This is a genomic window from Streptomyces sp. NPDC091376, assembly GCF_044757085.1.
GTDB classification, from domain to species: domain Bacteria; phylum Actinomycetota; class Actinomycetes; order Streptomycetales; family Streptomycetaceae; genus Streptomyces; species Streptomyces pratisoli.
The window spans coordinates 347,167-368,455 of record NZ_JBIVUF010000001.1; the positions used below are offsets into that span (position 1 = coordinate 347,167).

The 21,289-nt window shown below is 71.6% G+C and carries 20 protein-coding genes and 1 other RNA gene; 9 read left to right on the top strand and 12 right to left on the bottom strand.

Annotated elements, in window-relative coordinates; translation table 11 throughout:
• The first annotated feature begins 95 nt into the window (after positions 1-95).
• Positions 96-1,538 carry an RNB domain-containing ribonuclease gene (locus tag ACIQMR_RS01545; protein WP_401381584.1) on the top strand — a complete coding sequence of 481 codons (1,443 nt, stop codon included), beginning with the start codon at positions 96-98 and terminating at the stop codon, positions 1,536-1,538.
• On the opposite strand, the gene ACIQMR_RS01550 is transcribed toward ACIQMR_RS01545, so the two are convergent.
• Both ACIQMR_RS01550 and ACIQMR_RS01555 read right to left on the bottom strand, forming a co-directional pair.
• Complete coding sequence (locus ACIQMR_RS01550; RefSeq protein WP_401381587.1) at positions 1,489-2,316, bottom strand: hypothetical protein; 828 nt, start codon at positions 2,314-2,316, stop codon at positions 1,489-1,491. The two genes, ACIQMR_RS01545 and ACIQMR_RS01550, sit on opposite strands and share 50 nt — an antisense overlap.
• A complete protein-coding gene (locus ACIQMR_RS01555; protein ID WP_401381590.1) occupies positions 2,313-3,098 on the bottom strand; it encodes a MerR family transcriptional regulator in 786 nt (261 codons plus the stop codon). Before ACIQMR_RS01555 ends, ACIQMR_RS01550 begins: the two co-directional genes overlap by 4 nt.
• A gap of 208 nt (positions 3,099-3,306) precedes the next feature.
• Between ACIQMR_RS01555 and ACIQMR_RS01560 the strand changes: the two genes are divergently transcribed.
• Positions 3,307-3,876, top strand: a complete 570-nt coding sequence (locus ACIQMR_RS01560) for a Uma2 family endonuclease (RefSeq protein ID WP_401382626.1) — start codon at positions 3,307-3,309, stop codon at positions 3,874-3,876.
• A 52-nt stretch (positions 3,877-3,928) separates the two neighbouring features.
• Positions 3,929-4,333: RNase P RNA component class A (rnpB, locus tag ACIQMR_RS01565), an RNA gene on the top strand.
• 74 nt (positions 4,334-4,407) lie between these two features.
• Here rnpB and ACIQMR_RS01570 read toward each other — a convergent pair.
• Together ACIQMR_RS01570 and ACIQMR_RS01575 are read right to left on the bottom strand one after the other, a co-directional pair.
• Entirely contained in the window at positions 4,408-4,818 is a 411-nt protein-coding gene (locus ACIQMR_RS01570; protein ID WP_401381592.1) for a peptidoglycan-binding protein, read from the bottom strand.
• Between the two features lie 56 nt (positions 4,819-4,874).
• Positions 4,875-5,270 carry a peptidoglycan-binding protein gene (locus tag ACIQMR_RS01575; RefSeq protein ID WP_401381595.1) on the bottom strand — a complete coding sequence of 132 codons (396 nt, stop codon included), beginning with the start codon at positions 5,268-5,270 and terminating at the stop codon, positions 4,875-4,877.
• A gap of 184 nt (positions 5,271-5,454) precedes the next feature.
• On the opposite strand from ACIQMR_RS01575, the gene ACIQMR_RS01580 reads away from it, so the two are divergent.
• Positions 5,455-6,504, top strand: a complete 1,050-nt coding sequence (locus ACIQMR_RS01580) for a DUF2690 domain-containing protein (RefSeq protein WP_401381597.1) — start codon at positions 5,455-5,457, stop codon at positions 6,502-6,504.
• Positions 6,505-6,591: 87 nt separating this feature from the next.
• On the opposite strand, the gene ACIQMR_RS01585 is transcribed toward ACIQMR_RS01580, so the two are convergent.
• Complete coding sequence (locus ACIQMR_RS01585) at positions 6,592-8,376, bottom strand: glycoside hydrolase family 15 protein (protein ID WP_401382629.1); 1,785 nt, start codon at positions 8,374-8,376, stop codon at positions 6,592-6,594.
• A gap of 406 nt (positions 8,377-8,782) precedes the next feature.
• Complete coding sequence (locus ACIQMR_RS01590; RefSeq protein ID WP_401381600.1) at positions 8,783-9,247, bottom strand: hypothetical protein; 465 nt, start codon at positions 9,245-9,247, stop codon at positions 8,783-8,785.
• Positions 9,248-9,551: 304 nt separating this feature from the next.
• Between ACIQMR_RS01590 and ACIQMR_RS01595 the strand changes: the two genes are divergently transcribed.
• Entirely contained in the window at positions 9,552-9,875 is a 324-nt protein-coding gene (locus ACIQMR_RS01595; protein ID WP_401381603.1) for a nuclear transport factor 2 family protein, read from the top strand.
• Positions 9,876-10,032: 157 nt separating this feature from the next.
• Here the strand turns inward: ACIQMR_RS01595 and ACIQMR_RS01600 are convergent, their stop codons facing one another.
• Positions 10,033-10,890: a PhzF family phenazine biosynthesis protein gene (locus tag ACIQMR_RS01600; RefSeq protein ID WP_401381605.1), complete on the bottom strand. Its 858-nt coding sequence runs from the start codon at positions 10,888-10,890 to the stop codon at positions 10,033-10,035.
• A 104-nt stretch (positions 10,891-10,994) separates the two neighbouring features.
• Positions 10,995-11,753, bottom strand: a complete 759-nt coding sequence (locus tag ACIQMR_RS01605) for an SDR family oxidoreductase (protein WP_401381608.1) — start codon at positions 11,751-11,753, stop codon at positions 10,995-10,997.
• A gap of 134 nt (positions 11,754-11,887) precedes the next feature.
• Between ACIQMR_RS01605 and ACIQMR_RS01610 the strand changes: the two genes are divergently transcribed.
• Complete coding sequence (locus tag ACIQMR_RS01610) at positions 11,888-13,627, top strand: alkaline phosphatase D family protein (RefSeq protein WP_401381610.1); 1,740 nt, start codon at positions 11,888-11,890, stop codon at positions 13,625-13,627.
• Here ACIQMR_RS01610 and ACIQMR_RS01615 read toward each other — a convergent pair.
• Positions 13,614-14,627, bottom strand: a complete 1,014-nt coding sequence (locus ACIQMR_RS01615; RefSeq protein ID WP_401381613.1) for a Gfo/Idh/MocA family protein — start codon at positions 14,625-14,627, stop codon at positions 13,614-13,616. The genes ACIQMR_RS01610 and ACIQMR_RS01615 overlap by 14 nt on opposite strands.
• An 80-nt stretch (positions 14,628-14,707) precedes the next feature.
• Here ACIQMR_RS01615 and ACIQMR_RS01620 point away from each other — a divergent pair, with 80 nt between their 5' ends.
• A complete protein-coding gene (locus ACIQMR_RS01620) occupies positions 14,708-16,156 on the top strand; it encodes a Bcr/CflA family efflux MFS transporter (protein WP_401381615.1) in 1,449 nt (482 codons plus the stop codon).
• A 139-nt stretch (positions 16,157-16,295) separates the two neighbouring features.
• Here the strand turns inward: ACIQMR_RS01620 and ACIQMR_RS01625 are convergent, their stop codons facing one another.
• Together ACIQMR_RS01625 and ACIQMR_RS01630 are read right to left on the bottom strand one after the other, a co-directional pair.
• Positions 16,296-16,730 (bottom strand): cupin domain-containing protein, encoded by a 435-nt coding sequence (locus ACIQMR_RS01625; protein WP_401381617.1) that lies wholly within the window; start codon positions 16,728-16,730, stop codon positions 16,296-16,298.
• A 326-nt stretch (positions 16,731-17,056) separates the two neighbouring features.
• Positions 17,057-18,385, bottom strand: coding sequence for a hypothetical protein (locus ACIQMR_RS01630; RefSeq protein ID WP_401381619.1), 1,329 nt, complete (start codon positions 18,383-18,385; stop codon positions 17,057-17,059).
• Between the two features lie 154 nt (positions 18,386-18,539).
• On the opposite strand from ACIQMR_RS01630, the gene ACIQMR_RS01635 reads away from it, so the two are divergent.
• A complete protein-coding gene (locus ACIQMR_RS01635) occupies positions 18,540-19,523 on the top strand; it encodes a small ribosomal subunit Rsm22 family protein (RefSeq protein ID WP_401381621.1) in 984 nt (327 codons plus the stop codon).
• Between the two features lie 53 nt (positions 19,524-19,576).
• On the opposite strand, the gene ddaH is transcribed toward ACIQMR_RS01635, so the two are convergent.
• On the bottom strand, positions 19,577-20,422 hold the full coding sequence (gene ddaH, locus ACIQMR_RS01640; RefSeq protein WP_401381624.1) for a dimethylargininase: 846 nt from the start codon (positions 20,420-20,422) through the stop codon (positions 19,577-19,579).
• Positions 20,423-20,654: 232 nt separating this feature from the next.
• Between ddaH and ACIQMR_RS01645 the strand changes: the two genes are divergently transcribed.
• Entirely contained in the window at positions 20,655-21,260 is a 606-nt protein-coding gene (locus ACIQMR_RS01645; RefSeq protein ID WP_401381627.1) for a TetR/AcrR family transcriptional regulator, read from the top strand.
• Positions 21,261-21,289 lie beyond the last annotated feature (29 nt).

Here is a 21,289-nt window from a genome sequence, read left to right on the forward strand (position 1 = left end):
AGGGGGTGCGGCCCCCGCGCCAGGGTAGTCGGCCGCCGCCCACGCGAGGGCTCCGCCCGGTCGCCGCCCCGTCGCGGCCGACCTACGCTCGGCACATGCCCCGCCGTCATCTCCATGTGACCTGCGCCGCCGAGGCTCCTCTGCTCGCCGCGCTGCGTGCGCTGCGTACGACCCTCGGCGTACCGGAGGACTTTCCGGCCGGGGTGCTCGCGGAGGCGGACCGCGCGGCGCGGGAGCCGCGGCTTCCGGAGCGGGACGCCACGGACATCCCGTTCTTCACGATCGATCCGCCGATGTCCACCGACCTGGACCAGGCGATGCATCTGGAGCGGCGTGCGGGCGGCGGATTCCGGGTGCACTACGCGATCGCCGACGTCGCCGCGTTCGTGACACCGGGCGGCGCGCTCGACGCCGAGGCGCATCGCCGGGCGCTGACGCTGTACTTCCCGGACGAGAAGGTCCCGTTGCACCCGCCGGTGCTGTCCGAGGACGCGGCCAGTCTGCTGCCCGACCAGCCGCGTCCCGCGCTGCTGTGGACCATCGACCTCGACGCGGACGGCCGGGCCGTCACCACCGACGTACGGCGGGCCCTGGTGCGCAGCCGGGCCAAGCTGGACTACGCCGGTGTGCAGGCGGCCATCGACTCCGGCACCGCCGAGGAGCCGATGGCCCTGCTGAAGGACATCGGACTGCTGCGCGAGCGCCTGGAGATCGAGCGCGGCGGGATCTCCCTGAACGTTCCCGAGCAGGAGATCGTCCAGGAGGACCACGGGTACACGCTCGAATTCCGCGCACCGCATCCGGTGGACGGCTGGAACGCCCAGATCTCGCTCCTCACGGGCATGGCCGCGGCCGATCTGATGACCGCGGCCGGCACCGGCATCCTGCGGACCCTGCCGACCGCGCCGGGCGGTGCCGTCGCCCGGCTGCGAAGAACCGCGAAGGCACTGCACATCGACTGGCCGCACCACGCCTCGTACGCGGACGTCGTCCGCTCGCTCGACCCGAAGAACCACCGCCACGCCGCGTTCCTGCAGGAGTGCACGACGCTGCTGCGCGGCGCGGGCTACAGCGCGTTCAGCGGCGGACGGCTCCCCGACCCGGCGGTCCACGCCGCCGTCGCCGCCACCTACACGCACTGCACCGCGCCGCTGCGGCGGCTCGTCGACCGTTACACGGGTGAGCTGTGCGTGGCGGCGGTCGCCGGCCAGGAGCCGCCCGAGTGGGTACGGGAGGTCATGGACACGCTGCCCAAGGAGATGGCCGACGGCTCACGCCGCGCGAACACCGTGGAGCGCGAGTGCGTGAACACGGTCGAGGCGGCCCTGCTCGCGGGGCGGATCGGCGACACGTTCGACGGGTTCGTGGTCGAGGTGAAGGATCACGAACCGGACGTCGGCATCGTCCAGTTGAGGGACCCGGCGGTCGTGGCGCCCGTCGACGGCGGCGGGGCGGATCTCCCGCTCGGGGAGGTGCTCCTGGTGCGGCTCACACAGGCCGATCCGACGGCGGCGAAAGTGCGCTTCGCGCCTGCTTGAGCGACTTCAGCAGGGCGCGGGAGTCGTCGGCGTGGAGGCGCACGGTGCTCACCTCGCGCCGCTTGCCCAGCAGTCCCACCGCCGTGACAGGCTCCGACAGCCGCAGGGTGAGCGAGGTCTGCGCGCCGACGGGCACGTTCAGGACGTCGTCCTCCTTCTTGTCGTGCGTGAAGAGCAACTCGTACGAGACGGAGTCGATCCGCTCCAGCGGGATGCGGACGTCGACGTGCCCGGCCTGGCGCAGCCGCAGAACGTCCGCGGACAGGACGTGCGGGCGGGTGACCGACGCCGCGTGCAGCCCGATGATGAAGACGACGGTGTACACGTCGAGGACGAGGACGATCGCGTGCACGACCGGCCAGCCGCTCAGCAGGTAGGACATCCCGACCGTCTCCACGACGCACACGAAGGCGAAGCCGAAGATCATCGCGGCCTGGTCGCGGGCGTGCCCGAACGCCTGGTCGCCGTCGCCGACACCGTGCCGCCGCCGCGCCGCCCACAGGACGACGCTCCACATCAGCTTCAGCTCGTGGCCGATGAGCCGCAGCACGGACTCGGGCACCAGCTCGCGCACGGCCGACCGATTGCTGTGGCCCTGGCGGCGCAGTCGCACGAACACGGCGGCCTCGGCGAGGAGCAGGAGCAGCATGGCCGCCTCGGTGGCGGTGACCGCGGCAGCCGGCGGCCGTACGCCCGCCAGCAGACAGACCACCAGCGCCAGTTCGGCCGGAATCACGGTGTAGGCGACGCCCCTGAGAGCCTTGATCAGCCGCTTCACCGGGCACGCTCGGCGACGATGAGCAGCCCGCGGCGTACGGCGGCGGCCTGGGCGGGGGAGAAGTCGGCGAAGAAGGCGTCCTGGAAGGGGCCTTCGGGCAGCGCCCCGTCGGCGCCGAGTCCCTCGGCGACCACGTCGGGAACGGATTCAGCCAGCGCCCGCGCCGCCTCCTCGATCCTCGGGTCGTCCGCGGCGGTGTCCTCGTCCGCGAGCGCGTCGAGCAGCTCGTACACCTCGTAGGCGCGCTCCACGGCGCCCGGCGCCTCGGCCATCCGCCGCATCGCTTCGAGCAGCCGTTCCCGCTCGGCGTCGGGCGCGACCGTGTCCAGCAGGGCGAGCAGTTCCCGGTCCTTCGCCGCCATGGCGGACTCGGGACGCCCGGCGGGCGCCTCGGCCAGATTCCCGAAGAGCGCGGCCAGCTCCGGCGATACGGGCCCCTCGGCCGTCAGCCGCCCGGCCCGCGCCTGTTCCAGCAGTGCTCCGAGCCGCCGGCGCCGCTCGGCGAGCTGCTCCTGCTGCCGGCCCAGATCCTCGTCCAGCTCCTCCAGGACCTGGACGAGCTCCCTTCCGGCGTCGTCCGCGATCACGTCCCGGACCTCGTCGAGCCCGAGCCCCAGCTCGGTGAGCCGCCGGATCCGCGCGAGCAGCACGGCGTCCCGCACCGAGTAGTCCCGGTAGCCGTTGGCCCGCCGGGTGGGCTCGGGCAGCAGGCCCTGATGGTGGTAGTGCCGCACGGCCCGCGGGGTGACCCCGACGAGAGCGGCGATCTCTCCGATCCGCATGGCCTCAGTAGAAACCCTGACGCTGCGGCAAGGTCAAGCGCGGGCTGATGCACGGCGGCATATGCCATGCCACACGGTGAGGGGAAGCGCCCCCGCTTTCATGATCGTGTGCCACGATCGAGGGAAGGATCCCCCGATCCCAAGGACGGCCGGTGCAGTGATGTCCGAGTCTGGCGAGCGACCGAGGAAGGAGCGCGACATGAGCGCCATGCCGCACGAGCCGCTCACGCAGGCGGACGTCCTGCTGGAGGGCTTCCTGGCGCTGGGCACGCCAGAGGGCTTCCGCGCGGAGTTGATCGAGGGGGAGATCGTCGTGACGCCGCCGCCGGACGGGGACCACGAGGACTACATCAGCCGGATCGTGAAGCAGGTGATCAGGCAATCGCGTACCGAGATGGACTTTTCCGGAAACAAAGGCTTGAAGCTCGTCGACTCGCCCGGCTCCTCGCGGGATCACGTGATCCCCGACATCACCTTCGCGCCGGCGGATCTGTCCTTGTTCCGTGGAGCCGACTCGTGGATGCCTTGCGACGGAGTGGCCATGGTCGTGGAGGTGACCTCGGCTCGTGCGCAGGTCGACCGCGAGACCAAGCGCCGCTCCTATGCGCGCGGAGGAATCCCTCTCTACCTGCTCATCGACCGGGGCGCGTCGGCGCTCACCCTCTTCAGTGAGGCAGAGGGCAGCGACTACCTGCAGCAGCGGACGATCCACTTCGGCAAGGTCCTTCCGCTGCCCGAGCCGTTCGCCTTCGAGCTGGACACCGCGGCCTTCGAATGAGGGGCTCAGCCGCCGGCCCCCTTCCCTCCGGGTAGCATGTGACCACGGCAGACGAGCCGGGCGGACGGCCGCGTGAGGTCCCTTCGGGGTGCCTCCCGAGGAACGTCCGGGCTCCACAGGGCAGGGTGGTGGGTAACGCCCACCCGGGGTGACCCGCGGGACAGTGCCACAGAAAGCAGACCGCCGGGGACCTCGGTCCCCGGTAAGGGTGAAACGGTGGTGTAAGAGACCACCAGCGCCTGAGGTGACTCAGGCGGCTAGGTAAACCCCACCCGGAGCAAGGTCAAGAGGGAGCGTCCTCGGACGCTCCTGCGCGGACGATCGAGGGCTGCCCGCCCGAGTCCGCGGGTAGACCGCACGAGGCCGGTGGCAACACCGGCCCTAGATGGATGGCCGTCTCCCCGGCGACCGCGAGGTCACCGGGCGACAGAACCCGGCGTACAGCCCGACTCGTCTGCCGTACCTGCTCCGGTCAGACGGGAGCAGGCACGGCGCTCGCGAGCCGGGCCGATCAGCCGGGTGGCGAAGTGGTCAGGAGCCGGCCCGCCAGTCCCAGTAGGCGAAGTTGCGCAGCCACGGCCATGACTCCGGTCCGCACATGCCGTCCTCGGCGATGCCGGCGTCGTAGTTCCTGTTGACGAACTGCTGGAAGGCCCTCATCGCCCCCTGGGAGTTGGGGCCGAAGACGCCGTCGATCGTTCCCGGGCTGAACTCGATGCTCTTGAGCAGGCACTGGGCTTCGGCGCCCGCACTGGTCACCACGGTCTTCGAGGGTTGTGCCGTGAGCCCGGTGTAGTGCCCGGCGTAGGCGCGCTCCGTCGACTGGTTGTAGGAGTAGGAACACGTGACAGCCGCCGAAGAGGGCGCCGCCGATGTGAGCGTGAGTCCGGCACCGAGGAGCACGGGCACCAGAGCGAGGGTCAACTTTCTGCGGAACGACATGGGGAACCTTCCCGTTGACTCGGATCCTGTGGAGGCGCGGGACGCGTCGGTCGCCGTCAGTTGTAGTAGGCGTAGAACCGGAGGTGCGGCCAGGTCTCGGGGCCGGGCATGCCGTCCACCGTGATGCCCGCCCAGTACGGCGCCCCGTTCAGACGTCTCTGCACATCGCGCAGCGCGGCCTGGGACTTCGGTCCGAAGACCCCGTCGACGGTGATGCTGTAGCCGACCTCCTTCAGGAGGCACTGCGCCTCCGCACCCGAGCTGGTCACCACCGTCTTGGACGGGACGGCCGTCATACCGCTGTAGTGCCCGGCGTACACGTAACTCTCGTCGGAGTAGGTGTACGAGCAGCCGGCGGCCTGGGCGGCCGAGCCGGGGCCGGCGAGCACCAGCCCGGTACTCAGCAGCAGGGTCGCCGCCGCCGTCACGGTCTTCTTCCTCCATGCGGGCATGGATGTGCCCCTCTCCGTCCTGAGCCCCGTGGGGCGGTCCGCCGATCGGAATGGGCTGATCGTGCTGCATGGGCCGATGCCGTGGTGGACAATCGGCGAGGCGTGGGACAACGTGAGACACGCACGCCTCTGACCTGCAGGAACATTCCCTTCGGGGACGCGATCGTGAGAGGGGCGCGGGGGGATGTCACGTCGAAGACCGCTTCCTGGGGACCTGCCGCTCGAAGTACGGCATCTGGTCGAGGCGCTGCGCGAGGCGAGGGAGCGGAGCGGGCTCAGTCTGGCCGTCCTCGAGAAGAAGACCGCCTTCAGCAGGTCCTCGTGGGCCCGGTACCTCAGCGGCCAGAAGCTGCCACCGCTCGGTGCCGTCAAGGCGCTGGCCGCTGCGGTCGGAGCGGACGACGCCCGGCTGAGCGCCCTGTGGGAGCTCGCCGACCGGTCCTGGAGGCTCCACGCCACCGGGGATGCCGGAGGTCCCGCTGCCCGGCAGCCCACCGCGGCCGAGGAGCCTTCCGCTCGACCCGGAGCCGCCGGAGCTGCCGGAGCCGCCGGAGCCGCCGGATCCGCCGACGTCGCCGAACCCGCCGCACCTGACGTCGTCCCCGTGACTTCGACGACGCAGCCCGTGTCACCGCCCGGAATACCCGGGGAGTCCTCGCGGCGGTGGCTCACCCGTCGGACCGCGACTGTCGCGGCCACGGGCGCCGCGGCGCTCTTCGTGCTGGTTGCGGCGGTCGTCGCGTTCGGGGACCAGCCCGCCGGGGACGCCCCCCGGTCCTCGGCCGCCTCACCGCTCGGCTCGGCACTGCCGCCCTCGTCTCCGACGGCCGTCACCACCGCCCACACGCCGATGCAGTGCCGTCATGACGCATGCGGTGGTCAGGACCCCAAGGCGATGGGCTGCGGCCAGGACGCGTGGACGGCCGCCGCCACGTGGATCTCCGGCGCACTGGTCGAACTGCGGTACAGCCCGCGGTGCGCAGCCGTCTGGGGGAGGATCCTCTGGGTCGGTGTCGGCGACACCGTGATCGTGCGAGGCCCGGCCAACAGCGCCCAGAGTGGCCGCGTCAAGTTCGGGGAGGACGCCTACTCGTCGATGATCCCCGTCTCCGACCCGTCCCAGGCACGGGCGTGTGTCGAGCTCAAGGACGGCCGGCCGGGCGGCTGTACGGGCCTGGGGCAGTCGATGGCGGTCTCCCCGCCTCCCGAGCCCTCGCCGACACGATCGCGGTGAACCCGGCGGTCGGTGACTCGGGGCGGTCGGGTGACCTCGGCCGGTCGGTGATTCCAGGCCGGGCTCCGGCGCGTGGCGCGCGGCGGGTCAGCCCAGGGTCTTGTCCAGGTTGAACGCCGCGCTGATCAGCGACAGATGGGTGAACGCCTGGGGGAAGTTGCCGTTCTGTTCGCCGGTGTGGCCGATCTCCTCGGCGTACAGGCCCAGGTGGTTGGCGTAGGTGAGCATCTTCTCGAAGGCCAGCCGGGCCTCGTCCGGCCGGCCGGCGCGGGCGAGGGCCTCGACGTACCAGAAGGAGCAGATGGAGAACGTGCCCTCCTCGCCCCGCAGCCCGTCCGGGCTGGCCTGGGGGTCGTAGCGGTACACCAGGGAGTCCGAGACCAGCTCGTCGCCCAGCGCGTCGAGCGTGGAGAGCCACTTGGGGTCGGTCGGCGAGATGAACTTGGCCAGCGGCATCATCAGGACGGCGGCGTCGAGGACGCTGTCGTCCTGGTGCTGGACGAAGGCCATGCGCTCGGGCGACCAGCCGCGCTGCATGATCTGCCGGTAGATCGCGTCCCGTACGGCGCCCCAGCGGACCATGTCGGCGGGCAGCCCCCGGCGCCGGGCGATCCGCATGGCGCGCTCGATCGCCACCCAGCACATCAGCCGCGAGTAGAGGAAGTTCTTGCGTCCGCCGCGCGTCTCCCAGATGCCCTCGTCGGGCTGGTCCCAGTTCCCGCACACCCACTCGACGAGGCCGCAGACGTTGTCCCACTGTTCGCTCGAGATCGGCTCCCCCCACTTGTCGTAGAGGTAGATCGAGTCGATGAGCGCGCCGTAGATGTCCAACTGGAGCTGGCCGACGGCGTTGTTGCCGACGCGTACGGGTGCGGAGCCCAGATAGCCCTCCATCTCGGGCAGTTCGCGTTCCGGGAGCTCACGGCGGCCGTCGATGCCGTACATGATCTGCAGCGGTTCGGCGCCGTCGCACGAGATGCAGACGTTCTCGGTGAGGAACTGCATGAAGGCCTTGGCCTCGTCGGTGAAGCCGAGCCGGAGCAGGGCGTAGACGCAGAAGGCCGCGTCGCGGATCCAGACGTAGCGGTAGTCCCAGTTGCGCTCGCCGCCGATCTGCTCGGGCAGGCTCGTCGTCGGCGCGGCCACGATGGCGCCGGTCGGTACGTACGTGAGCAGCTTGAGCGTCAGCGCGGAGCGGTGCACCATCTCGCGCCAGCGTCCGCGGTAGCGCGACTTGGACAGCCAGCGCCGCCAGTAGCGGACGGTGGCCTCGAACAGGTCCTCCGCCATGGCGAGTGGGCAGGCCTGCGGCAGCAGTTCGCCGCCGACCCGGTCGAGCGCGAAGACCGCGGTCTCGCCCTCGTGGAGCTTGAACAGCGACCACACGTCCCGGCCGTCGCTCTCGACCGGCACGCTGGAGGTCAGCGAGAGGGTGAGCGGGGACGAGTCGAAGACCGTGTAGCCGTTCTCGGTGCGCACGGTGTGGGGCTGGGCCCCGTAGTCGAAGCGTGGCGCGATACGCGCGTGGAACGGCAGGGACCCGCGGACACAGACCACCCGGCGGATCAGCCGGTGCCGGTCGGCCTCGCGCGAGTCGTCGGTGATGGGCATGAAGTCCTGGATCTCGCCGACCCCGTCGTCCGCGAAGAACCGGGTGATGAGCACGTTGGTGTCGGGGAAGTAGAACTGCTTCGTCCGCGTCGGCACGTCCGGGGCCAGCTCGAAGGAGCCGCCCTTCTCGGCGTCGAGGATCGAGGCGAAGACGCTGGGTGCGTCGAAGCGGGGGCAGCAGTACCAGTCGATCGTGCCGTTCGTCCCGACCAGGGCCGCGCTGCGCAGATCGCCGATCAGCCCGTGCTCGGAGATCGGCAGATAGCGGGGGGTTCCGGTGCCTGCGGGGCCGCGCGCCGCACGGGCGTCCTCATGCGTCGCGGTGTCGTCCTCGGCGGTCACAGCCTCTGTGGCAGTCACGGTCGGTCCTCTCTCCACCCACCGGCAATCGCTCCCTGCCCCCGCAATTCATACTAAGTCGGTCAGGCTCCTGGGCATCCCGGGCCCGGTCCGGGTCCAGGGCATCCCGGGCGATGTCACCGCCCGTGTGCGAGCGGTGACATCGCGGGAGTGGTGGCGGGCCCCGACGGGGACAGGCCCCGGCGGGTACGGGCGGGCGGTGGAGCGCCCGTACCGGTCAGAAGACGAGGCGTGCCGTCAGAAGACGAGGCGTGCCGTCAGGGGGCGACGCGTGCCGTCAGTGCCCGCCGGTGGGCGACCCGTGCCGTCAGAAGACGAACGGGCCGGGGTTCTGCGGAGAGGTCGCGTTGCAGGTCGCCGTGATGCCGAAGACAACGACCGTGAGGGACGTCGCCTCCAGGCTGTCGCCGGTGGCGACGGTGCCGTTCAGCGGCCCGGTGGAGACGGCGCCGCCGGCCGGGATCTCCGGGTTGGCGTTGCCGGTGAACGTCGTCGTGCCGGAGCCGTTCTTGGTCAGCGTGAGGGTCGACGTCACCGAGTTCGCCGAGATGGTGAAGGGGGAGGTGATGGCGGAGGTGGAGAGGCTGATCGTCGCGGCCGTGCCGTCCTGGGTGGCCGTGAGGGTGGCCTCGCCGGAGCCGAAGGAGCCGCAGTCGAACGACAGCGTCGCCGTCGTCGGGTCGACCGCGTGTGCCGCGGGGGCCATGGCGAGCGTGCCGGCGGCCGTCGCGGCTAAGAGGGCCGTGCCGATGCCGAGTGTGCGGTGCTTCATGGGGGGTGCCGCCTTCGTGTGTGGGGTCACGGGATGGCGTCGCCGGGCTGCGGCCACCGAGGACTGGTGGGGCAGCCGGGTGACGGTTGTCATTGGGGCAGGAACTTCCCGAGAAGGCAAGGCCGTGCGCCGTGATTGTTGGCATGTAACGGTCACTTCAAGCCGCCCGGTACGGGCGGTGGGGCTGGCGCCGGTTGACGCGCCACGGGTGGGCCAAGGTCCGCGGGACGGACGGCGCGCTGGTGTACGGGTGAGGCACGCAGCCGAGTGCCGCGTGCGGCACACCCCGTACCCGGAGGCCCTCATGACCATCCGCCCCGACCAGCTCGACGACCCCGCCGTGCGCGCCTTCGTCAAGGCTCTCAACTCCGGTGACCGTGACGCCTTCCTGGCGGCCCTGACGCCGGACGCGACCATGTCCGACGACGGCTCGGACCGGGATCTCGTCGACTGGACGGACAAGGAGATCTTCTCCTCGCGCGGTCACCTCGAGGTCGAGTCGCAGTCGGCCGACGGGCGAGACCTCGTGGCCCGCTACCGCAACGAGACGTGGGGTGAGATGCGGACGAAGTGGAGGTTCACCGTCGAGGGCGAGAAGATCGCGCGTTTCGACACCGGCCAGGCGTAACCCATCGCCTCGGGGCCGGGTGCCGGCGCCGCCGGACATCTCAACGTCGCCGGACATCTCAACTCGCCTGCTGGGCGCGGCGGCACGCATGCGTTCTGCCGCCCGCGTCCTCGCCGTCACCGGCAGCGTCGGCACGACCTCCTCTGCCACTGCGGGATCAGCCGATGCGCGTACCGGCCCCGCTCACGTGGACCCGGGGGTCGCCCGCGTACAGCGTCACCGTGAGCACGCCGGGACGGCCCAGGTCCTCACCCTGGTGGAGGGTGACGACGGCGTCCTCGGGGGCGAGGCCCAGCTCGCGCAGGTACGCCCCGAACGCGGCGGCCGCGGCGCCGGTCGCCGGGTCCTCCACGACCCCGCCGACGGGGAACGGGTCGCGGACGTGGAAGACCGTGGGCGACTCCCGCCACACCAGTTGCACGGTGGTCAGGTCCAGTCGGTGCATCAGCGCTTCGAGGCGGTCGAAGTCGTACGCGAGGTCCGCGAGGCGTGCGCGGGTCGCCGCGGCGAGCACGAGGTGACGGGCGCCGGCGAAGGCGACACGGGGTGGGAACGCCGGGTCCAGATCCCCCGGGCTCGCCCAGTCGAGCGCGGCGAGCGCCTCGGCGAGATCGTCGGCGCCGATGTCCTCGACCCGCGGCTCGACACTCGTGAGCGTGGCCCGGAACGTGCCGGCCTCCTCGGCCACCTCCACCGGCACCCGGCCGGCGCGCGTCGCGAACTCCAGCCTCCCGGGCCCGATCCGCTCCGCGAGCGCGACCGCACTGGCGATGGTGGCGTGCCCGCAGAACGGCACCTCTGCCCGGGGGCTGAAGTAGCGGATGCGGTAGGTCCGCTCGTCCTCCGCGGTCAGGAACGCGGATTCCGAGTACCCCAGTTCGGCCGCGATGGCCAGCATGCCGGCGTCGTCCAGGCCGGAGGCGTCGAGAACGACGCCGGCGGGGTTGCCGCCCGAGGGATCCGTGGAGAACGCGGTGTATCGCAGTACGTCGACCCGCGGGGCATCATTCGTCATGCCCGCCCCAACACCCCACCGTCGCGCAGTGTTCCCAGGCCACCCAAGCCACCCCCCGGGTCGCCCCGGCCGCCCCCCGGGTCGCACGGTTGCCCGGAGGAGTGTCAGCCGCGGCCGATGAACGGCATCGTCGTGGCCATCACCGTCGCGAACTGCACGTTCGCCTCCAGTGGCAGGTCCGCCATCTGGACCACGATCCGGGCCACGTCCGCCGCGTCCATCAGCGGCTCGGCCGCGAGCCGGCCGTCGGCCTGGAGGACGCCCGTCTGCATACGGGCCGTCATCTCGGTGGCCGCGTTGCCGATGTCGATCTGGCCGCAGGCGATGCGGTACGGGCGGCCGTCCAGGGAGAGTGACTTGGTCAGGCCGGTCATGGCGTGCTTCGTCGCCGTGTAGGCCACGGAGTCGGGGCGCGGTGCGTGCGCGGAGACGGAGCCGTTGTTGATGATGCGTCCGCCCTGCGGGGCCTGGGCCTTCATCAGCCGGAACGCCGCCTGGGCGCACAGGAACGACCCCGTCAGGTTGACGTCCACCACGTGGCGCCACGCCTCGGGGCTGAGGTCCTCCAGCGCCACCCCGCCGGGCCCGAACGTGCCCGCGTTGTTGAAGAGCAGGTCCACGCGCCCGTAGCGCTCGCGCACCGCCGAGAAGAGGGCCGTGACCTCGTCCGGGGACGTGACGTCGGTGGGGACGGGCAGCATGTCCGCGGTACCGCCCGCGAGCGACGCCGTCGCCTGGAGCGCCTCGGCCCGCCGGCCGGCCAGCGCCACCGACCAGCCGGCGTCCGCGAGCGCCAGCGCGACGCTCCGGCCGATACCCGAACCCGCGCCCGTCACCACCGCACTTCTGCGTTCTGCGTCCATGGCGCCGCAGCGTACGGCAGAGCCCCGTACCCGGTTCTCATCCGTCCGACACGCGGATGTTGTGTACCCGACAACCAGGGGACGTCGCCTCCCACTCCAATGCGAACTGACAACAGCTGTCAGGGGAGGGGTACATGACACCCGCACAGGTATCCGCACAGGCGTCCGTATCGGCGTCCACACAGGTCTCGGCACAGGTTTCGCCACAGGTCTCGGCAAAGTCTTCGCGACAGGTCTCGGCACCGGCACCCGCCCACCGGCACCCCGACGAACTCCGCGCCGCCGCCCGGCACCTGGGCCGCCGCCGGTTCCTCACCGTCACCGGTGCAGCCGCCGCGCTCGCGTTCGCCGTGAACCTGCCGGCCGCCGGTACCGCGGCCGCCGCCGAACTCGACGCCAGGAAGATCACCGAGGACCCGTTCACCCTCGGCGTCGCGTCCGGCGACCCGCTGCCCGGCTCCGTACTGCTCTGGACCCGCCTGGCGACCCGTCCGTACGAGCCCGGCAGCGGCCTGCCCAGGGCGCGCGTCCAGGTCACGTGGGAACTCGCCCACGACGACCGCTTCACCCGCATCGCCAGACGCGGACGGGCCACCGCCCACCCCGAGTTCGACCACAGCGTGCACGTCGAGGTCGCCGGACTCGACGCCGACCGCGTCTACTACTACCGCTTCCGCGCCGGCACCTGGACCAGCCCCACCGGCCGCACCCGCACCGCTCCCAGGGCGGGCGCCCGGATCTCCGAGCTGAAGCTCGCCGCCGTCTCCTGCCAGGCGTACCACGACGGGTACTTCACCGCGTACAAGCACCTCGCCGACGAGGACCTCGACATCGTTTTCCACCTCGGCGACTACCTCTACGAGTACGCCGTCAACGCCGTCGGCGGCGCCCGCAACCACACCGACCACCGGCTGCCCGCCCACTTCAACCGCGAGACCATCACCCTCGAGGACTACCGGCTGCGCTACGGCCTCTACCGCAGCGACGAGGACCTGCGGGCCGCGCACGCCGCGCACCCCTTCGTCGTCACCTGGGACGACCACGAGACCGAGAACAACTACGCCGACGAGACGCCCGAGAACGACGTCCCGCCGGAGGAGTTCCTGCTGCGCCGCGCCGCCGCCTATCGCGCCTACTGGGAGAACCAGCCGCTGCGCAGGCCCCAGCAGCCCGAAGGGCCGGACATGCGGCTCTACCGCCGGCTGAAGTTCGGGCGGCTCGCCCAGTTCGACGTACTCGACACCCGCCAGTACCGCTCGAACCAGGCTTACGGCGACGGCTGGCAGGTCCCCGGCCCCGAGTCCGAGGACCCGTCCCGCACCATCACCGGCGCGACGCAGGAGCGGTGGCTGCTCGACGGCTGGCAGGCGTCGAACGCCCTGTGGAACGTCGTCCCCCAGCAGGTCACGTTCGCCCAGCGGCGCGACGTCCCGAGCGCCGCCTACAAGCTCTCCATGGACGCCTGGGACGGCTATCCCGCCTCCCGCGACCGGATCCTCGACGGAGCCGAGGCCGCGGGCGTCGACAACCTCGTCGTCCTCACCGGTGACGTCCACGTCGGCTACGCCTTCGACCTGAAGAAGGACTTCGACGACCCGGCGTCCCGGACCGTCGGCACCGAATTCGTCGCCACCTCGATCAGCAGCGGCAAGGACGGCGCCGACAAGCCCGCCAACTGGGACAACCTCACCCAGGCCAACCCGCACATGAAGTTCTACAACGGCCGCCGCGGCTATGTGACGGTCACGCTCACCACCGGGCAGGCCCGCGCCGACTTCAGGACGGTCGCCGCGGTGACGACGCCGGGGGCGCCCGTCACCACGGCCGCGTCCTTCGTGACGGAGGCCGGCAACCCCGGCCTCACACCGGCGTAGCGGCGGCCCGCGCCGGTTCCCGTGGATAGCGGACGCCGATGCGGTCCCGTACCGCGTCGAGCGTCCGCATCACCGCCAGCGAACCGTCCAGCGGCACCAGCGGCGACTCGGTCTCGCCCGCCCGCAGGCACCGCATCACCTCCGCCGCCTCGTACCGCAGCGACTGCCTGTCGTTGCCGGGCGCGTACTCCTCCGGGTCGCGGCCGTCCCGGTGCAGCACGAACCGCTCCGGGAAGAAGAAGCCGCGCGGCAGCTCGATCCGGCCCGCCGACCCCGTCACCGCCGCCGTCATCGGAGTGTCCGCGACGACCGAGCAGGACAGCAGCGCCGACGCCCCCGGGTCCGACCAGCCCAGCAGCATCCCCGTGTTCAGGTCGACACCCTCGTCGGAGAGCAGCGCGTGCGCCTGTATGTGATCGGGCTCACCCAGCAGCAGCTGCGCGAACGAGACCGGGTACACCCCGAGATCGAGCAGCGCCCCGCCGCCGAGTTCCGGGTCCCGCAGCCGGTGGTCCGCCGTGAACGGGCCGGCGAGCCCGAAGTCCGCCTGCACCGTGCGGACCTCACCGATCGCACCGTCGCGCACCAGCTCCGCCAGCCGCCTGACCACCGGATTGCAGTACATCCACATGGCCTCCATCAGGAACAGGCCACGCGAGCGGGCGAGCGCCACCAGCTCCGCCGCCTCGGCGGTGTTCAGCGTGAACGCCTTCTCGCACAGCACCGCCTTTCCCGCCTCCAGGCACAGCCCTGCGGCCGCGCGGTGTGCCGAGTGCGGCGTCGCGACGTACACGACGTCCACGTCCTCGTCGGCGGCGAGCATGTCCCAGTCGCCGTACGCCCTCGGTATGCCGAACCGGTCGGCGAAGGCCCGCGCCGACGTCTGTGTACGGGACGCCACCGCGACGACCTCCGCGTCCGGCATCGTCCTCAGGGCCGCCGTGAACGAGGCCGCGATCCCTCCGGTCGCCAGCACACCCCACCGCACCGTGTCAGCCATGTCCCACCTCGAAAAGGTCTCGACCACTCCGGACGAGCTGAGAGCATAGGGGGCGGCGACGTCCAGAACAGGAGCAGTTGATGCCGGAGAGCGGCCCGACCCGTACGCAAGGACACATACCGACCGTCGACCCGGCCCCGACCCCGGCTTCGGACCCGATGCAGGCACCGGCCCCGGACCCGATGCGGGCCCCCGCTTCGGTCCCGATGCAGGCCCCGGCTTCGGTCCCGATGCAGGCCCCCGCTTCGGTGCAGGCCCCGGCACAGGCACCCGGCGTCGCCGCGCGCCGCGCCGGTCTCCTCGTCACCCTCGTGCTCGGCGGGCTCACCGCCCTGCCGCCGCTGTCCATGGACATGTACCTCCCGGCCCTGCCGGAGGTCACCGGAGCACTCCACGCGTCCGCCGCGACGATCCAGCTCACTCTGACCGCCTGCCTGGCCGGCATGGCCTTCGGGCAGCTCGTCGTCGGCCCCATGAGCGACAAATGGGGCCGCCGCCGGCCGCTGCTCGTCGGCATGGTCGTGTACGTCGTGGCCACCGCGGCCTGCGCCCTCGCGACGGGCGCCGAGATGCTCATCGCCTTCCGGCTGCTCCAGGGCCTGGCCGGAGCCGCCGGAATCGTCATCGCCCGCGCCGTCGTCCGTGACCTCTACGACGGCATCGAGATGGCGCGCTTCTTCTCCACCCTGATGCTGATCTCCGGAGTGGCCCCGATCGTCGCGCCGCTCATCGGCGCCCAGATCCTCCGCGTCACCGACTGGCGCGGCGTCTTCCACGTCCTCACCGTCATCGGCGTACTGCTCACCCTCGTCGTCGCGAAGTGGCTGCACGAGACGCTGCCGCGCGAACGCCGGCACAGCGGCGGCGTCGTCGAGGCCCTGCACACCATGCGCGGGCTGCTCACCGACCGGGTCTTCACCGGCTACGTACTGGCGGGTGGTCTCGCCTTCGCCGCGCTCTTCGCCTACATCTCGGCCTCGCCGTTCGTCGTCCAGGAGATCTACGGCGCCTCGCCGCAGACCTTCAGCCTGCTCTTCGGGCTCAACTCGATCGGCCTGGTCGCCGTAGGCCAGATCAACGGCAAGCTGCTGGTGGGCCGGGTCAGCCTCGACAAGGCGCTCGGCTTCGGACTCGTGACGATCGCGCTCGCGGCGCTCGCCCTGCTGCTGATGACGACGGGGGTCTTCGGCGAGGTCGGGCTCGTGCCCGTGGCGGCGGGCCTGTTCGTGCTGATGTCCGCGATGGGTCTCGCGATGCCGAACACGAACGCCCAGGCCCTGATGCGAGCCCCGCACGCCGCGGGTTCGGCGTCCGCCCTGCTCGGTACGTCCTCGTTCCTCGTCGGCGCGATCGCCTCGCCCCTCGTCGGGATCGCGGGCGAGGCCACGGCCGTACCGATGGCCGTGGTCCAGCTCGTGTGCGCGCTGGGCGCGGTGGCCTGCTTCCTCGGCCTGTGCCGGCCGTGGCGCGCACAAAGCGCACAGATCACACAGAACACAAAGATCGCGCAGAGTGCGCAGAGCTCATAGAAACGGGCTCCGGCGTACGTGACCGTCCGCCGGTGCCGGTGCCGGTGCCGGTGCCGGTGCCGGTGCCATGTCAGGCAAGCTGCAAAGCCCGGCACCTGGATCGGTGTTCCGGACTCCGCACTCCTGTCGATCTCGCGGGTCAGCCTTCGGAGGGACGCGGGGCGCGCAGGTGCGCCCGTTCCTTCAGCTCCTCCTCGTCGACCAGCCTGAGCATCGGCTGACCCGGCGCGCACACCATGGTCACCACGAACTTGGTCGGTGCGTCCGAGAGGGCGTTGCCGTCCTGGTAGTGGATCACGTCACCGCCTGGCTCCCAGAACGTCCCACCGGCCTCGACCACACGCTCCGGCTCCCCCTCGAGCTCGAACCGGAGCGCGCCCTCCATCACGTAGCCGAACGACGGGCCCGAGTGGCGGTGCGGAGGGAGCCCGGGGTGACCGGGAGGCCAGTCGACGAGGATGGTCATTGCCGAACCACCTTCGGGAAAGAAGGGCGGAGCGACTTCCTGCAGCAACTTGACTTCGGGCGGCAAGGAGACCTCGTGGGCGCTCCCGTCCGAGTTCTTCGCTGACATGTACCACACCTCCGTAAGCCTGCCCGGAATGGACGATCTTGCGTCGGCCACCGCATTCCGGACCGGTGTACCGACCCACTTGTTCGGCGGTGACCGAGTTCGCCGGATCCCGGCTCACACAACTCGCTGCGCGATGAGGACAAGCCACAGCCCGCATCCGTGACAGGCCGTGTGCCTTCTGCCTCGCCCGGTCTCGACACCACCCTGCCTCCCGTCGGCGGCCGCCACAATCCGGGGAGGTCGCCCGAGGACTTCTACGCTGTCCGAGCGGCGCGACCAGCGCCTGCAAGCCGTCGTCCACGGGGCAAACGTTGCCCGACACGGCACTAGCTCCGGCGGACGTAACCGATCAGATGCAGCCGGTCCCTCGTGTCCGTCCAGCGGAAGACGCCCACTCCCGATGCCTCCGCGCCCGGCAGCCGCGTGTTGAGGGAGAGGGGCTCCGGCACGCCCGTCGCGAGATCCACCTCGTGCGGCACCCCGCCGCCGGCCAGTGCGTCCGCCGGGCCGCGCGTGTTCATCGCCCCGTACGCGAGGCCCTCGTCGGTCACCGTCGTCAGGGTCAGCGGTCGCGTACCGTCGGCCTCCTCGAAGCACCGGCCGGTCCGCTCCTCCAGATCGAAGGCGAGGTTCCCGGCGATCAGATAGCGCTGCGCGGGGGAGAGCACGGCCTGCGGATACTCGCCCGGCTCGATGACCGGTTTGCGGCATTCGGTCGTCACCAGGGGCTTTCCGGAGGCGGCGTCGTGCACCGCCCAGATGTCATGGGTGGCGGCACGCTTGCCGCCCTTCGCCTTGTGCCAGCGCACCAGCAGCCGGTCGGAGGCCAGGGACACCGGTACGCCGTACGCGCGGTCCGCGCCGGGCGGCGCGACGTTCCGGCTGAACCATCCGTCGCGCACCCAGAACTCCCGGGCACCGCCCACCAGTAGCCCCTTCGCGGTGAGCCCGTGGACCTCGGTCAGCTGCCGGCAGGTGACGCAGCCCTTCGGAGGGCGCAGGTCCTTCGGCGCGACCAGGGACACCTCGCCGGTGTCCGGGTCGACGACCGCGCTGCGGGCGCCCCCGTCGCCGATGAGGACGCCCGGCCCGGCGCCCGAGACCGTCGGCGCACCGGTCCACGGCACCTCGACGCGCTGCCGGGAGCCGTCCGCGGCGTCGTAGATGTCGACGGAGACGAAGGTGCCGGTGGGAGTGGGGGAGTCGCGCCCGGTCTTCCCGTAGGACCACACGACGAAGAACTGCCGGCTGTCCTTGGTGACGGACAGCAGCCGCGGGAAGTTCTCCGGGCCGGCCAGCGGGAAGAACGGCTCGCCCGACCAGTCGGGCCTGCCGCTGCGGGCGCTCAGCGTGCGCAGCCGGAAACGGTCGTCCTTCACCCGTTCGAGGTACGCGATCAGCCCGGTCTCACGGGCGAGGGCGTGGTCCGGGGAGGCGTCGGAGATCTCCCAGCCCCTGGCGGTGTCGTACGCGCCGGGGACGGTGAGCTGCGTGGCCGGGCCGCTGCTCCGCTTCACCGGCTTCTTCGGCTTCCCGCCGGGTTCGTCGTCCCCGCCGTCCCTGCCGCCGCCTCCGCCGCAGGTGGCGAGCAGCAGGATCAGCGCGAGTACGGCGATACCGGCCACCAGGGCCATGCGTACGACCCTCTGTCCCATGGTCCCCCCGATGAGCACTGCCGCCGCAGGACGGCCGTCGGACAACGGCCGTCAGGTTAGCAACTGGCGGGGTGCGCCGAGGAGTTCGGCCCTGTCGCCGTTCCGTCCCGGTTCGGCACGGGCGGGTGGGACGATCCATGCCTAGAATTTGCCGGTGAACACCACCCTCCCCGATGCCCTCGCCGACCTTCTCGACGGTCTGCCGCAGGGGCGTGCCGCCCAGGCCGTGGAGCGCCTGATCGCCAGCTACCGGGGGGACACCCCGACCGACGCGCCGGTGCTGCGCGACCGCGCGGACGTCGCCGCGTACGCCGCGTACCGGATGCCGGCGACGTTCGAGGCGGTACGGTCCGCGCTCGCGGCGCTCCGGGCGGCGGCGCCCTCGTGGGTGCCCGCGACGCACACCGACATCGGCGGCGGTACGGGCGCGGCGAGCTGGGCCGTCGCCGAGGCCTGGCCCGAGGGCGGGCACCGCACCACCGTGCTGGACTGGGCCGAGCCAGCGCTGGCGCTCGGGCGTGAACTTGCGGCGGGCGCGGACTCCGCGGCGCTGCGGGGCGCGCGGTGGCAGCGGGCGCGGATCGGCGAGGCGATGCGGCTGGAGCCGGCGGACCTGATCACGGTCTCGTACGTGCTGAAGGAACTCGGCGAGGCGGACCGGACGGCGGTCGTCGGCCAGGCCGCGGCGGCGGGGCAGACGGTCCTCATCGTCGAGCCGGGCACACCGGACGGTTACGAGCGGATCATCGCGGCGCGTGACCTGCTGATCGGGGCCGGGCTGCGGGTGGCGGCGCCGTGCCCGCACAGCGAGCGCTGCCCGATCGTGCCGGGCACCGACTGGTGCCACTTCGCCGCGCGGGTGAGCAGGTCGTCGCTGCACCGCCGGGTGAAGGGCGGGTCGCTGTCGTACGAGGACGAGAAGTTCAGCTACGTCGCCGCGACACGGTTCCCCGTGACTCCGGCGCCGGCCCGGGTGACCCGCAGGCCGCAGATCCGCAAGGGCCAGGTCCTGCTGGACCTCTGTGCCTCCGACGACACCCTCCATCGCGAGACGATCACCAAACGCCACGGCGCGCTGTACCGGGCGGCCCGCGATGTCTCCTGGGGTGACGCCTGGCCCCCGCCTCAGGCGGACTGACCGGCGGCACGGTGCGGGGGGCACGGGGTGACTCCGCACCCCCCGCGGGCGGGTCAGGGGCGCAGCTCCTGCGTACAGCACTTCACGCTGCCGCCGCCCTTCAGCAGCTCGCCCGTGTCCAGCCCGATCGGCTCGAAGCCACGGGCGCGCAGGGGCTCGAAGAGGCCCAGGGCCGCCTGGGGGAGCAGGACGTGGCGGCCGTCGCTGACCGCGTTGAGTCCGAAGGCCGCCGCGTCCGCCTCGCGGGCGATGAGCGCGTCGGGGAAGAGGTGGGCGAGGACGGCGCGGCTGCCGGGGGAGAACGCCCCGGGGTAGTACATGATCTCGTTGGTCTCGTCGTCGAGGACGGACAGCGCGGTGTCCAGGTGGTAGTAGCGCGGGTCCACCAGGTCCAGCCCGATCACCGGTCGCCCGAAGAACTCCTGCGCCTCGTCGTGGGAGAGCGAGCTGGACCGGAAGCCCCGGCCCGCCAGCAGATACGTCGAGGTCACCGCGAAATCGCCCTCGCCCTCGTTGACGTGCGAGGGCTCGTGGATCTCGGTGAAGCCGTGGCCGCGGAACCACTTCAGGTGCTCCTCGGCCTCCGCGGTCCGTTCCCGGTAGGCGAAGCGCGCGCCGAGCACCCGTCCGTCGACGACGGTCGCGCCGTTCGCGGCGAAGACCATGTCGGGCAGGTCCTCGCGGGGCTCCAGCAGTTCCACGGTGTGGCCGAGCGCGCGGTAGCGGTCGTGCAGGTCCTCCCACTGGGCCAGCGCCAGTGACAGGTCGACGGGCTTCCCGGGATCCATCCAGGGGTTGATGGAGTACGTCACCTCGAAGTGCGTGGGTGGGCACATCAGGTAGCGGCGGGATCTGGCGTCACGAGGCAATGCGGGCTCCTCACGAGCGTCTGGGCGCACAGTTGTGCTGGAGCCATGGTGCGTCGTCCGCGGCCGTCGCGCTGTGATCCGAACGGGTGGTTCATCAGACGTACGCCAGTGGTCACCCGGTCGTCACCCCGGCCCGAGCACGGGTGCTGCGGGAACCGGTCAGGAACGGGGCGGGAACCGGGCGGGAATCCGGCCGGATCCAGGCGGTACGTGGACTGACCAAGACGATACGTATCGTCGCGTTTGTTGCTAGATTGAGTCCATGGCCGAGAGCAAGAAGCCCGACTCCTCCCGCCGCAGCGAGCGCTCCCGCCGCGCCATCTACGAGGCCGCACTCTCCCTCGTCGGCGAGACCGGATACGCCAGGACGACGATCGAGGGTATCGCCGCCCGCGCCGGGGTCGGCAAGCAGACCATCTACCGCTGGTGGCCCTCCAAGGCCGCGGTCCTGCTCGAAGCCTTCCTCGACGTCGCCGAGCAGGCCGCGCAGGGTGAGCCCCTGATCCCCGACACCGGTGACCTGGAGACGGACCTCAAGCTCGTCCTCCGCGCCACCGTCGACGAGCTCAACTCCCCGACCTACGACGCCCCCGCCCGCGCCCTCGCGGCGGAGAGCGTCGCCGATCCCGGGCTCGCCGCCGAGTTCGTCGGGCGACTCCTCGAACCGCAGCTCCAGCTGTACGTGCACAGACTGCGCAGCGCCCAGGACGCCGGCCACGTACGCGCCGGCGTCGACCCCCGTATCGCCCTGGAACTCCTCGTCGGCCCCCTCGCGCACCGCTGGCTGCTGCGGACCCTCCCGCTCACCCACGAGTACGCGGACGAGGTCGTCGAGTACACGCTGTACGGCCTCGCGCCCCGGCCCTGACCAGGAAGCGGCCACTCGATCGGGGGGTG